The following is a 12262-nucleotide window of genomic DNA, read 5'->3' on the forward strand; positions in this document are numbered from 1 at the left end:
AATTGCAGGAGCTGAACCGACTCGAATCGGGCAGCTGCGTATGGCGGAGCAGGTGGCGTCCGCACTACGCGAACGGATCCTCGCCGGTGGCATCCGCGACGGTTCGACCCTGCCGAAGCAGGACCAGCTGGTGGCCGAGTTCGGCGTCAGCTACCCCTCGGTGCGCGAAGCGCTGCGCATCCTGGAGACCGAAGGCTTCATCACGGTCCGCCGCGGCAACCGGGGCGGGGCCGTCGTGCACGCGCCCGACATCGGCACGGCCGGGTACGCGCTCGGGCTGACGCTGCAGGCGATGCAGGTCAAGGTGCCCGACCTGGGCGGGGCGCTGAGCACGCTCGAGCCGCTGTGCGCGGCGCACTGCGCGCAGCGGGCCGACCGGAAGAAGACGGTCGTTCCGCGCCTGCGTGAGCTGCTCACCCGTAGCGAGGCGGGCATGGACGACGGGGCGGTGTTCACCCGCATCTCCCGCGAGTTCCACGACGCCGTCGTCGAGTTCGACCCCAACGCCACGCTGCGGGTCGTCGTCAAGAGCCTGACGTCGCTGTGGTCGGTGCAGGAGGAGGCCTGGGCCGACACGCAGCTGTCCCGCGGGTCCTACCCGTCGCGCAAGGACCGGGAGGCGGCCCACAACGCGCACGAGCGGCTGCTCGAGGCGATCGAGGCCGGCGACGCGGAGGAGGCCGGCCGCATCACGGCCGAGCACCTCGTCGCGGCCCAGCGGGTCGTCGGCCGGACGTTGAAGAACACGGTGATCGACGCGGCGTCCGACCGCAGCCGCAAGCGCTTCCGTCGCGGATGACCGTCGCCGAGCGGATGCTCGACTTCAGCGGGCGGATCGCGATCGTGACCGGAGCGTCGTCCGGGCTGGGCGCTGCCGCGGCCCGGGAGCTGGCCGGGTCAGGGGCCCGGGTGGCGGTCGTCGGACGCCGGAAAGAGCGGCTGGACGACCTCGTCGCGGAGATCGGCGGGCTGGCCGTGCCGTGCGATCTGTCCGACCCCGGCCGGGTCGGGGCGGTCGTGCCCGCGGTCTCCGAAGGGCTCGGTCCGCCGGAGATCCTGGTCAACGCGGCCGGGGGCATGTTCACCGAGGCCCGCGCGGAAGACGAGCCGACGGCCGCCATCTCGGACACCCTGGCCCTGAACCTGATGGCCCCGTTCCTGCTCGCCCAGGGCGTGTTCCCGCACATGCGGTCCGTCGGCCGCGGCGCGATCGTGAACGTGTCGTCGATCAGCGGCCGGGTGGGGATCCCCGGCATCCCGCAGGCGTCGTACGCGGCCAGCAAGGCCGGGCTGTCCGGGCTGACGGCCGAGCTCGCGGTGCAGTGGGCCCGGCACTCGATCCGGGTGAACACGGTGGCGCCCGGGTTCTTCCGGAGCGAGATCACCGGCCCGCTCTACGAGGGCGAGCGCGGGTCGTCGTATCTGCAGCGCAATACCCCGTTGCCGATCGAAGGCACGCCCGAGGACGTCGTCGGGGCGATCCTCTGGCTCTGCGGAGACGCCGGTCGCTACGTCACCGGCCAGACGATCGTCGTCGACGGCGGCTGGACGGCCCGCTGACCCGTAATCCTTACAATAATAGTAAGGTTTGGGCATGACGCTGCGAGTCGTTCAGTGGAGCTCGGGGAACATCGGGGCGCGGACCTTGCGCGGAGTGATCGAGCACCCCCGGCTCGAGCTGGTCGGGGTGTACGCGCACTCCGCCGCGAAAGCAGGCCGGGACGCGGGTGCGATCGCCGGTCTGGAGGGCGGCCCGGTCGGTGTCCGGGCCACCGCCGACCGGGACGAGATCCTGGCGCTGGGTGCGGACTGCGTGCTCTACACCCCGCTCTGGTGCGACTTCGACGACGTGTGCGCGCTGCTGGAGTCCGGGGCCAACGTCGTCACCACCCGCGCCGAGTTCCTGCGCCCGGCGAGCCTCGATCCGGCGATCCGCGGGCGGGTCGAGGCCGCCTGTGCCCGGGGCAACACGTCGATCCACAGCACGGGCAGCAGCCCCGGCTTCATCACCGAGGCGCTGCCGCTGGTCGTGACGTCGCTCCAGCGCCGGCTCGACGGCCTGCGCATCGACGAATACGCCGACCTCTCCCGGCGCGATTCCCCGGCCCTCCTGTTCGACGTCATGGGGTTCGGCCAGGAGCCGTCGGACTTCGGTGAGCGCCGGCTGAACGCGCTCACCGACAGCTTCGGCCCGTCGCTGCGACTGCTGGCCGACGCGCTCGGAACACCGCTCGAGCAGGTCGACGCCGCGGGCGAGTTCGCGCTGACGAAAGAGCCGCTGACGATCGCCGCCGGCACGTTACCGGCGGGGTCGGTAGCGGGCCAGCGGATCACGATCACGGGCCGGCGGGGTGGGCGTCCGTTCCTGACGTTCCGGGCCAACTGGTTCTGTGGCCGCGAACTGGAGCCGCGCTGGGACCTGCGGGAGACGGGTTGGCGGGTCACGGTCGAGGGTGACGCCCCGCTGAACATCGACCTGGTGTTCCCGGTGCCGTTGGAGCGGATGGCCGCGATGAGTCCCGCGTACACGGCGAACCGGGCGGTGAATGCGATCCCGTACGTGGTCGAGGCGGCGCCGGGCATCCGCACGACGCTCGACCTGCCGCAGATCGTCGCCGCCCTCTGACGCGACGCGCTCGCTCACCCGTCGGCCAGGCGTAGCGCGAGCGTCGGGCAGGCCGCGACCGCTGCCCGCACCGCGTCTGCGTGTCCGGCGTCCACGTCGTCGGCCAGCAGCACGACCAGCCCGTCGTCGTCCACCGCGAAGTAGCCGGGCGCCTCGGCCTCGCAGAGGCCGAGGCCGATGCACTTGTCGCGGTCCGCGGTGATCCTCATCAGCGGACCCGCACCGGGAGCGTTTCCCACCCACGCACGGTCGAGGTGGACGCCAGACGGGCGCGGTCGATGTCGACGGTCCACGTCGGGAACCGGTCGAGCATCTCCTCCAGCACCACCCGGCCCTCCAGGCGGGCCAGGGCGTTGCCCAGGCAGAAGTGGATGCCGCCGCCGAACGTCAGGTGTTGGACGTCCGGGCGCCGGACGTCGAACCGGTCGGGGTCGGCGTAGCGGCGGGGATCCCGGTTGGCCGCGGCCATGATCGCCATCATGATGCTGCCCTGCGGGATCGTCGTGCCGTGCACCTCGACGTCGCGGGTCACCGACCGGCACATGAACGGGCCCGGGGGCTCCAGCCGGAGCACCTCCTCGAGTGCGTTCGGGATCAGCGACCGGTCCGCGGCGAGCGCGGCCCGCTGCTCGGGATGGTCGGCCAGCAGCTTGGTGAACCAGCCGATCAGACGGCCGGTGGTCTCGTTCCCGGCTCCGCCGAGAACGGTGACGTACAGGACGATCTCGTCGCGGGTGAGGTGGCGGACGGTGCCGGTCTCGTCCTCGAACTCGGCTTGGAGCAACTGGGTGATGACGTCGTCGCCCGGGTTGGCCGCGCGCCAGTCGACGTAGGCGCCGAACGCTTCGCCGTCGAGCAGCGTCTGGTCCATCGTCATCGGTTGGTTGCCCTCGGTGCGCAGCGAGTTGTCGACCGCGTCGCGGACCGCCTCCTGCTCGGCCTCGGGTATGCCGAGCAGCAGGCCGATCGCGCGCATCGGGACCTGCGCGCCCACCTCGGCGATGACGTCGAACCCGTCGGACCCCACCAGCGGGTCGAGCGACCGGACGCAGAACTCGCGGATCTGAGGCTCCAGCGACGCGATGCGCTTCGGCGTGAAGACGCGGGAGAGCAGGCGGCGGTGCAGCGGGTGGAGCGGCGGGTCCTCGAAGATCAGCACACCGGACGGGACCTCGATGTCGGCCTGGATGATCTCGAGGATGTCGCCCTTGGCGCTGCTGTAGGTCTCGTGGTCCTGCAGCACCGCGGCGACGTCCGCGTGCCTGCTCACGGCATAGAACCCGAGCTCGCGGTTGTGGTAGAGCGGCGCTTCCTCGCGCAGCCGCGCGAACACCGGGTAGGGGTCGGCGATGATCGCGCTGTCGTACGGACTGAAGCTCACTTCGTCGGTCGTCGTGGCGGTCATGGGAGCCTCCTGATTTCTCCGACAACTGTCGGAGAGGCTCCCATGTGACCCCGGCGGGTGCAACAGGTTCTAGTGGCATTCCCCGCTTTCCCCGACAGATGTCGGAGAAAGCGCTAGCGTTCGGCGCGTGCCTCCGTCGGACCGCTGTGGGTTAGGAGCAGACATGGGAAAGCTAGAGGGCAAAGTCGCCTTCATCACCGGCGCCGCGCAGGGCCAGGGCCGCAGTCACGCGATCACGCTGGCGCGGGAAGGCGCCGACATCATCGCCGTCGACATCTGCGCCCAACTGGAGTCGGTGGCCTACACGATGGGCACAGCCGAGGGACTCGAGGAGACCGTGCGCGAGGTCGAGAAACTCGACCGGCGGATCTTCGCCGCTCGAGCCGACACCCGAGACGCCGCCCAGTTGCGCACGGCCTTCGAGGAAGGCGTGGCCGCGGTCGGTCCGGTCGACATCGTGCTGGCCAATGCCGGGATCGGCGCCGGCGGCGCGCCGGTCGGCGAGGACCAGGAGTGGGACGAGGTCGTCGGCGTGAATCTGAAGGGTGTCTGGAACACCGGCCGGGTCGCGATCCCCTCGATGATCGAACGCGGCAAAGGCGGCGCGATCGTGCTCACCAGCTCCACCGGTGGCCTGATCGGAGCGGGCATCGCCACCGCCGGGTATCTCGGGTACACCGCGGCCAAGCACGGCGTCGTCGGCCTGATGCGCTCCTGGGCCAACTACCTGGCGCCGCACTACATCCGCGTCAACAGCGTCGCGCCCACCACCGTCCGGACACCGATGTCCGGCGACGGCGCCATCATGGACATCGTCAAAGACATCCCCGAACTGGCCGGCGCGCTGACCAACGCGATCCCGGTGCCGTTCGTCGAACCCGAAGACGTCTCCAACGCCATCCTCTACCTCGTCTCCGACGACGCCCGCTACATCACCGGTACCGTCCTGCCCGTCGACGCCGGCTCCTACAACCGCCGCTGAGTTCCCTCAGGCCGAGAGGTCCAGGTCCAGGCCCACGTTCCTCGCGCGGGCCCGGGCGATCAGCAGGTCCGCGGTGACGAGGTCCTGGAGACCGATCCCGACGGAGTTGAACAACGTCACCTCGCGGACGGACGTCCGGCCGGGCGCCAGCCCGGCGATCACCGCGCCGAGCTCGGTTCCGACGTCATCGGGGACGATCGCGTTCTCGGCCAGCGCCAGCACGACTTCGCCGGACTTCGCCAGCGCCGTCTGGACCGAGTCCACGACTACCCGGGCCCGTCGGAGGCCCCCGCCGTCGAGGGTCCCGGCGCCGACCAACCCCAGCACCGACGAGTCGGGCCGGGCGAGGTGGGCGGTGGCGACCGCGCTGGCCGCGGCGGTCCGGACCGCAGTGACCCGCCGACCGTCCAGGACGGCCTGGCACTCGCCGGTGCGGGCCGACGCGACGAGGATCGTCGAGCGCTGGACCGGCAGACCGCAGGCGGCGTTGGCCGGGATGTCGGAGAGCACCTTGACGCCGGCCCGGCCGGTAGCGGTGTCGAGTGCGGCCATCGGGATCACCGCGGTGCCGTCGGCGGCCAGCGCCGGCGGCCCGGCACGATCGCCCGGCCCAGCGCGAGGTCGGCGTGCGCCCGTTCGAGCGCGTTCCGGATCGACACGTGATGCGGATCGTCGGCCAGCAGCCGGGACACGTCGGAATGGCGCCCGCACCTCGGAGAGCGCGAGTTGCGCTCCGGCGAGCCCGGCCAGGACCGAGGTGAGCAGGACGCACAGCGTCCGCAGGCGACGGACCGGAAGACCGGTGCGGTCGGCGGCGACGGCGTCCTCGCCGGTCGCGTCGATCCGCAGCCCCGGACCGGTCCGCAGGGAGAGCAGCAGTGCGGTGACGACGACGACCCCGACGCAGAGGTAGCCGAGCGCGGTCTGCGCGAACAGCGCCGGGCGCCGGCAGTGCGACGAGCACCAGGAGCTCTACGACGCGGTCGCCGCCGGGGACGTCGACCGCGCGGCCCGGTACGCGTTCGACCACGTGACGTCGGGACGGGAAGACAGCATCGCCCAGGCGGCCGGGTGGTCCGGCGGCGACATCTACCCGATCGCCCTCACCCGGACCCGCCGCCGCTGACCGTCAGAATCGCGCGTAGTACGCGCGGCTCTGCCGCGAGGCCACCAACAGCAACAGGGCGACGAACGGCAGCACGGCCGGAAGGAGCGCGGGCCAGTTGTCGGCGAGTTGGCCGGCCGCGTCCTTCGATGAACCGGGGTCGGACGAGGCGTCGTCGTACACCGCGCAGATCTGGAGGATCGTGACGACGACCGCGATGACGTAGGCGCCGTGTCTGCCCTGCCAGACCCCGCGCAGGACGAGGAACCAGAGGGACAGGAAGACCGCGGAGACGACCGCCGCGATCCAGTCGCCGTCGAGAGCACCTTCCCCGGCGGACCACGCCAACCGGATCGGAGCCAGGACGAGCAGCCCGAACGCAATGATGACGGCCGTCGGAGGGCGCCGTGCGGCCAGCTCTGGGGGCGTCACCGGAGACCTGCGTCCGCGACGGTGTGGAGCGGTGTGGCGTTCAAGGAAACCCCTGTGGATGGTCGGGACGGTGATGTCCACAAGGGTCGCGGTCAGCGCCGGGGCGGTTGGTTCCCGCGCTTACACCGCCTCTGTGCCGTCCGCGTCACTCGGCGCCGGCCGGGTCGGTGCACGCCCTACGTGCGGCGTCACTGACCCGCCGCCGCGAACTGGTGGCGAACCAGGGCCACGATCTCGGACGCCGGCAGCGGCGGTACCGAAATCGTCGACCGCCAGCTCGATACCGAGATCACGCAGAGCCTGCAAACGGCCGACGGTCAACGTGTCGGGCCGTAGGATGACGCTCTCGGTGATTTCGAGGGTCAGCCGGTCCGGCGGATACCCGGTCTCGACCAGAATGCTCTCGACGGTTCGAACCAGATCGGCCTGAGCCACCTGTTTCGGTGACAGGTTGACCGACAGCCGCAACTCGTCGGCTCCCGGAATGCCGGCGCGCCAGCCGGCCGCCTCCCGGCAGGCTGCCCGCAGCACCCACGTGCCCAGCGGCACGACCGCGCCGGTCTCCTCAGCCAGGTCGATGAACGCTCCCGGGCCGAGCAGGCCACGGTCCGGATGGTTCCAGCGGACCGGGCCGTGGTGTCCAGGACGTCCGAGTAGAGCTCGAAACGGCCGCGGCCGGCGCGTTTCGCGGCGTACAGAGCGGTGTCGGCCCGCTGCAGGAGAGTGTCGCCGGAGGCCTCCGGATCGTCCCGGACCACCACGCCGATGCTCGCCTCGACCATGAGCACGTGTTCGTCGAAGATCACCGGCGTGCGCAGCGCCTCCACCAGGCGAGCGGCGACGGTTCCGGCGCCCGTGAGCGGGCAGGGCCTGGCCGACCGGGATCGGGTGCGGCGCCGGGCGAGCGTCCACACCGTCGGCGACCCAGAGCGGGTGCACGGACACGTCGGTGAGGAACGCGATCGCCGATGCACGCAGCGCGCTGCGAATCCGCACCTGCCCTGGCAGCGAGGCCGCCCGGGAGCACGTCGAGGAAGTCGTGTCGGTCGACGGTGTACCCGGCCTGGGCGAGTTGCCGGGCGATTTCCCGCGCCGCACCGTCGTGTCCGGCGCCGAAGCTCGCCGAGACCACCGCAATCTTGCCCGGCAGGCTCACGGCGCGTCGTGTTTCGTGGCGGCGCGGCGGCTGCGGGCCCGGCCGCGGAGGAGTTCGACGCCGATGGGTATTACCGAGATGACGACGATCCCGATGAGGATCAGTTCGATGTGGTCGCGGACGACTGCGATCTGGCCGAGGAAGTAGCCGAGGACGGTGACGCCGATCGACCAGAGCGCCCCGCCGATGACGTTGTAGACGACGAACGTGCGGTAGTGCATTCGGGTGGCGCCGGCCACGATCGGGGTGAACGTGCGGACGACCGGGACGAACCGGGCCAGGACGATGGACCGGGCGCCGTATTTGTCGAAGAACTCGCGGGCGCGGTCGAGGTTGTGTCGTTTGAACAGCCGGGAGTCTTCGCGCCGGAACAGTGCGGGCCCGATCCGTCGGCCGAACAGGTAGCCGACCTGGTCTCCGGCGACGGCCGCGGCCGACACGAGTAGGCAGATCAGCCAGAGCGGCTGGCGGAGGTATGTGCCGTCGGCCACGAGCAGCCCGGTGGTGAACAGCAGCGAATCGCCGGGGAGAAAGAACCCGATCAGCAGGCCCGACTCGGCGAACACCACGGTGAGGATGCCGATCAGGCCGAACGTCGAGATCAGGAACTCGGGGTCCAGGTAGTGGGTCACGCGGTCACCGGGTTCTCGTCCGGCTGAAGACCACGAGGAGGGCGGCGAGCCAGGCCGCCCCGAGCAGGTACCCGCCGAGGACGTCGGACGGGTAGTGAACGCCCAGCGCGACCCGGGAGAACCCGATCGCCAGCACCATTCCGACCGCGCCGGCGATCAGCAGGCGCCGCCACCACCCGGCGAGCACCGGGGCGAGCACGAGAACCAGCACTCCGTAGCCGACGATCGCTTCCTGCGCGTGCCCGCTGGGAAAGCTCAAGCCGCCGACGCGCGCGACCGGATCCGGCCACACCGGCCGGACGCGGTCGACGAGTGCTTTCACGCCGACGTTGAGCAGGCCGCTACCGCCGTCCGCGATCACCACGAACAGCGCCGGATAGATCCCCAGCCGACGTACCAGCAGCCAGACCACCAGCCCGGTGCCCATCGCCCAGTAGAACGGGGCCGAGCCGACGAAGCTGAGACCCTTGTTGATCGTCACGAACAGCGGATGGGCGATCGCGACCGCGTGCAGCTCGTCGACGGCCCGGACGTCAAGCGCGAGGAGCGGGCTCCAACGCGCGCGGACGAGCAGGAGGAGCAGTCCGAACGGCACCGCTACCGCGGTGAGGACCGTCGCCGCGACAGCGGCGCGCAATCCCAGCAGGGCGACGGTGTCGGTGCGGGTAGGTGGGTCGGTCAGCAGCACGGACTCGCTTCCGGGCGGTGCGGATGTGGATTCCCAGTCTGGGCCGCCCGACCTGACGACAACCTGACGAGCGCATCGCTCAGACTCGGGTTCCTCAGGCTCGACGCCGCATCGGACCGACGGCTGCTCGATCGGCAGGCCACGCCAGTTCGCGGACATCGCGCGCACGTCAGGTTGCTGTCAGGTTGAGCCCGGGACAGTGGAGGACGTGACCGGTCTTCTCTCTCCGGAATCTCCCATCGTGACGTTCGGACTGCTCGGAACGCGGGTGACCAGGTCGGGCAGGCATTCGGGCGCGGCTCGAACGCGTCCGGCGTGTGTTCGATCGTTAGTGCTCTGGGGACCAGTCTTCCGGTGCCGGCTATCTCCTCGGCCGAGTGAGCTTCCCGCCGGCCCACGCGGAGCGAGGCTGAGCCGGTGGCCACTGTCCGGCGGTAGCCCGGCGGCGCCCCTCCCTGCCAAGCCGCTGGGCTACCGCCCTCTCCAGGGCGCGCGAGATGACGGTGACGATGTCGCGTGGCCGACCCGAGATCCGCGCCGTCGGTGTTCCGGGTTCGAGCGGCGTCTACGCGCCGGACGCGCTCGAACGGCGCTCGACCGAATGCTCGACGCGTTCTGTGGGCGGCCGGTCGGGGCGGCCGGGGGTGCTCCCGGCCGGCCCGAGTCAGCGGCGGCCGCAGGCCTCCGGCGGTTCAGCGGCTCGGTTTCGAGCCGGTCGCCGGACGCCGCCGCTCACCGGGAAAAGGTCAGCCGTCGTTGGTCTCGCCGTCGGACTTGTCGTCCGCGCTGCCGTGATCGTCGTTCGTCTCGGTCTCGGTCTTGGAACCGACGACCGAGAACGACTTGTCCAGCTGGACGTCGACCTGGCTGCCGTCGGGTTTCGTCACCTCGACTTCGTAGGCGTTCCTGCCCTCGTCGCTGGCGTCCGATCCGGTGACCTTGCCGGTTCCGACGAACGTCAGCGCGGCCGCTTCGGCCTTGGCGCGGGCCGGGCCGGTGATCGGCGTGTCCGCCGAGTCGCCGCTGCCGTTGGCCAGCGCGACCCCGCCCGCCGAGAACGCGGCGAGGACGCCACCGGTGGCGACCACGAGGATCCATCGAGTCCGTCGCTTCACTGTGTACTCCTGTTTCGTCGTCTTGCTCTGACGAATCCACAGTGCGGCGGCGAGCCTGACTCCGACCTGAATCAGCCGGGCGGTAGAAGGACCACGAACGCGGCGCCGCCGGGATCGAGTACCACGTCGCCGTTCGCGCCGCGCGCCAGGCGCCGGGCCAGCGGCAGGCCGAGCCCGGCGCCACCGTGACCGCCCTCGCTGAAGCCGGGTTCGAAGACGCGGTCGGCCAGCTCCGGCGGTACACCCGGACCGTCGTCGGAGACCGTGACCGTCACGCTCGTGGCGGTGCGCTCGGCGGTGAGCGTCACGGTGGAGCGGGCGAAGCGCCGGGCGTTGTCGATCAGCGGTGAGAGGATCCGGTCGAGGACGTCGGCGTCGACGCCGGCGGTCAGCGCCGGATCGGGCTCCGGCCGGACGACCAGGCGGACGTCGTGGCCGCGCGCCGTGTCGGCGAGGCCGTGCAGGACCGGCCCGAGCGTGCTGCGGCCCGGGACCGACCGCGCGCGGCCGCGGGCCTCGGTCAGCAGCGTCTCGATCAGCCCGCCCAGCCGACTGATCCCGGCCGCCAGCGACGCGTGGCCGGCCTCCAGTTCGGTGGGGCTGCGGGGGCGGCTGCGCAGGAGGTCGAGTTCGGCGGACATCGCGGCGAGCGGGGTGCGTAGTTCGTGGGAGAGTTCGGCGGTCAGCTGCTGGTCGCTGCGCACCACGGCGGCCTGGCGGGCGAGTAGTTCGTCGAGGATGGTCGCGAGCCGGTCGAGCTCGGCAGGTCGTCGCTGGTCACCGAAGCGGTGCTCGAGGTCGGTCGCGCTCCATTCGGCGGCTTGGCGGGCCATCTGTTCGACCGGCTGCAGGGTGCGGGCGACCATCGCGCGGGAGGTGAGGTAGACCAGCAGGAGGAGGATCCCCGCGACGATCGCCGAGCCGATCAGCGTGACCCGGCGGGCGTCGAGAGAAGCGTCCAGGTCGATCGCGGCGACCACGGTGGCGACCTGAGTACCGTCGATCCGCACGGGTTGGGCGTAGAGACGGGTGAGCGGGTCGTCGTCGGGTGAGGCGAAGCCACCGGTCCGGGCCAGGGACGCGGCCGCATCGTCGAGTTCGTCCTCGTCGGCGGGGCGGTGCAGCACGCGGTCGCCGGCGAAGACCCAGACCCCGCGGTCGATGCCGGAGCCGTCGGCCGGCGCGCGCAGCGACACCTGACCGGTCGCGTCCACCTGCACCAGCGCGGCGACCGCGCCGGTGCGGGTGCGCAGCGTGTCGTCGGCCTGGCTGCCCAGCCGGTTGGCCAGGATCAGGTTGAACGCCGCGGTCAGCAGGATCACCCAGACGGCCGTGACCGCGAGGGCGGCCAGCGAGAGGCCACTACGCAGGCTCTTCGGCGTCAGCCGGCGACGGAGCCAGGCGATGGTCACCATCGTGCGGTGGTCTGCGGCACGCGTCATCATGAAAAGCGGTAGCCGACGCCGCGGACGGTCTCGATCGTGCCCGCGGAACTGATCGCGGCGAGTTTCCGGCGTAGCCGGGTGACGGCCTGATCGATGGAGTTGTCGCTGACGTAGTCGTCGTCGGGCCAGCCGGCCTGGCGGAACTCGCGGCGACGGACCACCGTTCCGGGGGCGGCGAGCAGGCAGCCGAGCAGGCGGTACTCGGTCGGCGTGAGGTCGCTGCGCCCGGTGGGGGAGATCAGCGCGTGCTCGGCCGGGTCGAGGCGCACGTCGTGGGCCGGAGCAGCTCCCGGTTCCGGACGGCGTTTGGCCAGGGCGCGCAGGCGGGCGAGCAGTTCGGCGACGTGGAACGGTTTGGTCAGGTAGTCGTCGCCGCCGGCCGCGAACCCGGTCAGCCGGTCGGAGAGCTCCCCGCGCGCGGTGAGGAACAGCACCGGCGCGGTGAACCCGCGGCCACGGAGGGCCTGGCAGAGGTCCCGCCCGTCGGAGTCGGGCAGGCCGATGTCGAGGACGGCCAGCTCGAACGGATCCAGCCGGGCGACCGTGGCCAGCGCGGACGAGCCGTCGGCGGCGGTGACGACCGTGTAGCCCTCCTCCCGCAGCGCGCGGGCGACGACGTCACGCAACGCGTGGTCGTCCTCCACCACCAAGACCCGCAAATCGGTCATCGGGTCAG

15 protein-coding genes and 2 pseudogenes are annotated in these 12262 nt (G+C 71.4%); 4 read left to right on the forward strand and 13 right to left on the reverse strand.

Features of this window, described 5'->3' with window-relative positions; genetic code table 11:
- Positions 1-40: 40 nt before the first annotated feature.
- The 3 genes from FL583_RS19105 to FL583_RS19115 are packed head-to-tail and all read left to right on the forward strand — an operon-like array spanning position 41 to position 2626.
- Entirely contained in the window at positions 41-799 is a 759-nt protein-coding gene (locus tag FL583_RS19105; RefSeq protein ID WP_205752269.1) for a FadR/GntR family transcriptional regulator, read from the forward strand.
- A complete protein-coding gene (locus tag FL583_RS19110; protein WP_142706050.1) occupies positions 796-1560 on the forward strand; it encodes an SDR family NAD(P)-dependent oxidoreductase in 765 nt (254 codons plus the stop codon). The genes FL583_RS19105 and FL583_RS19110 overlap by 4 nt, the downstream gene beginning before the upstream one ends.
- A 34-nt stretch (positions 1561-1594) precedes the next feature.
- Complete coding sequence (locus tag FL583_RS19115; protein WP_142706051.1) at positions 1595-2626, forward strand: NAD(P)H-dependent amine dehydrogenase family protein; 1032 nt, start codon at positions 1595-1597, stop codon at positions 2624-2626.
- A gap of 14 nt (positions 2627-2640) precedes the next feature.
- Here FL583_RS19115 and FL583_RS19120 read toward each other — a convergent pair whose 3' ends face one another.
- Together FL583_RS19120 and FL583_RS19125 are read right to left on the reverse strand one after the other, a co-directional pair.
- Positions 2641-2835 (reverse strand): ferredoxin, encoded by a 195-nt coding sequence (locus FL583_RS19120; protein ID WP_170323741.1) that lies wholly within the window; start codon positions 2833-2835, stop codon positions 2641-2643.
- Positions 2835-4031: a cytochrome P450 gene (locus tag FL583_RS19125; RefSeq protein WP_142706052.1), complete on the reverse strand. Its 1197-nt coding sequence runs from the start codon at positions 4029-4031 to the stop codon at positions 2835-2837. The genes FL583_RS19120 and FL583_RS19125 overlap by 1 nt, the downstream gene beginning before the upstream one ends.
- A 163-nt stretch (positions 4032-4194) precedes the next feature.
- Here FL583_RS19125 and FL583_RS19130 point away from each other — a divergent pair, with 163 nt between their 5' ends.
- Positions 4195-5013, forward strand: coding sequence for a mycofactocin-coupled SDR family oxidoreductase (locus FL583_RS19130; protein ID WP_142706053.1), 819 nt, complete (start codon positions 4195-4197; stop codon positions 5011-5013).
- A 6-nt stretch (positions 5014-5019) separates the two neighbouring features.
- Here FL583_RS19130 and FL583_RS19135 read toward each other — a convergent pair whose 3' ends face one another.
- The 11 genes and pseudogenes from FL583_RS19135 to FL583_RS19180 form a co-directional block, all read right to left on the reverse strand.
- On the reverse strand, positions 5020-5565 hold the full coding sequence (locus FL583_RS19135) for a hypothetical protein (protein ID WP_205752270.1): 546 nt from the start codon (positions 5563-5565) through the stop codon (positions 5020-5022).
- 5 nt (positions 5566-5570) lie between these two features.
- Complete coding sequence (locus FL583_RS42465) at positions 5571-5705, reverse strand: hypothetical protein (RefSeq protein WP_276611631.1); 135 nt, start codon at positions 5703-5705, stop codon at positions 5571-5573.
- Positions 5706-5772: 67 nt separating this feature from the next.
- Positions 5773-5949 (reverse strand): annotated as a pseudogene (locus FL583_RS43000) (ABC transporter permease); the annotation flags it as partial.
- A gap of 193 nt (positions 5950-6142) precedes the next feature.
- Entirely contained in the window at positions 6143-6550 is a 408-nt protein-coding gene (locus FL583_RS19150) for a hypothetical protein (RefSeq protein ID WP_142706054.1), read from the reverse strand.
- A 120-nt stretch (positions 6551-6670) separates the two neighbouring features.
- Positions 6671-7150 (reverse strand): EAL domain-containing protein, encoded by a 480-nt coding sequence (locus FL583_RS43005; RefSeq protein ID WP_420843166.1) that lies wholly within the window; start codon positions 7148-7150, stop codon positions 6671-6673.
- A gap of 128 nt (positions 7151-7278) precedes the next feature.
- A pseudogene (locus tag FL583_RS43010) lies at positions 7279-7524 on the reverse strand (hypothetical protein); the annotation flags it as partial.
- Between the two features lie 178 nt (positions 7525-7702).
- Complete coding sequence (locus FL583_RS19160; protein ID WP_142706055.1) at positions 7703-8338, reverse strand: DedA family protein; 636 nt, start codon at positions 8336-8338, stop codon at positions 7703-7705.
- A gap of 4 nt (positions 8339-8342) precedes the next feature.
- Positions 8343-9026: a phosphatase PAP2 family protein gene (locus tag FL583_RS19165; protein ID WP_170323742.1), complete on the reverse strand. Its 684-nt coding sequence runs from the start codon at positions 9024-9026 to the stop codon at positions 8343-8345.
- Between the two features lie 746 nt (positions 9027-9772).
- Positions 9773-10141 (reverse strand): PepSY domain-containing protein, encoded by a 369-nt coding sequence (locus tag FL583_RS19170; RefSeq protein WP_205752271.1) that lies wholly within the window; start codon positions 10139-10141, stop codon positions 9773-9775.
- 71 nt (positions 10142-10212) lie between these two features.
- The gene (locus tag FL583_RS19175) at positions 10213-11583 is read right to left on the reverse strand and encodes a sensor histidine kinase (RefSeq protein ID WP_142706057.1); all 1371 of its coding nucleotides are present in this window, start codon (positions 11581-11583) and stop codon (positions 10213-10215) included.
- A complete protein-coding gene (locus FL583_RS19180) occupies positions 11583-12254 on the reverse strand; it encodes a response regulator transcription factor (protein ID WP_142706058.1) in 672 nt (223 codons plus the stop codon). The genes FL583_RS19175 and FL583_RS19180 overlap by 1 nt, the downstream gene beginning before the upstream one ends.
- Between the last annotated feature and the right edge of the window lie 8 nt (positions 12255-12262).

The sequence above is a fragment of the Cryptosporangium phraense genome, assembly GCF_006912135.1.
GTDB lineage: Bacteria > Actinomycetota > Actinomycetes > Mycobacteriales > Cryptosporangiaceae > Cryptosporangium > Cryptosporangium phraense.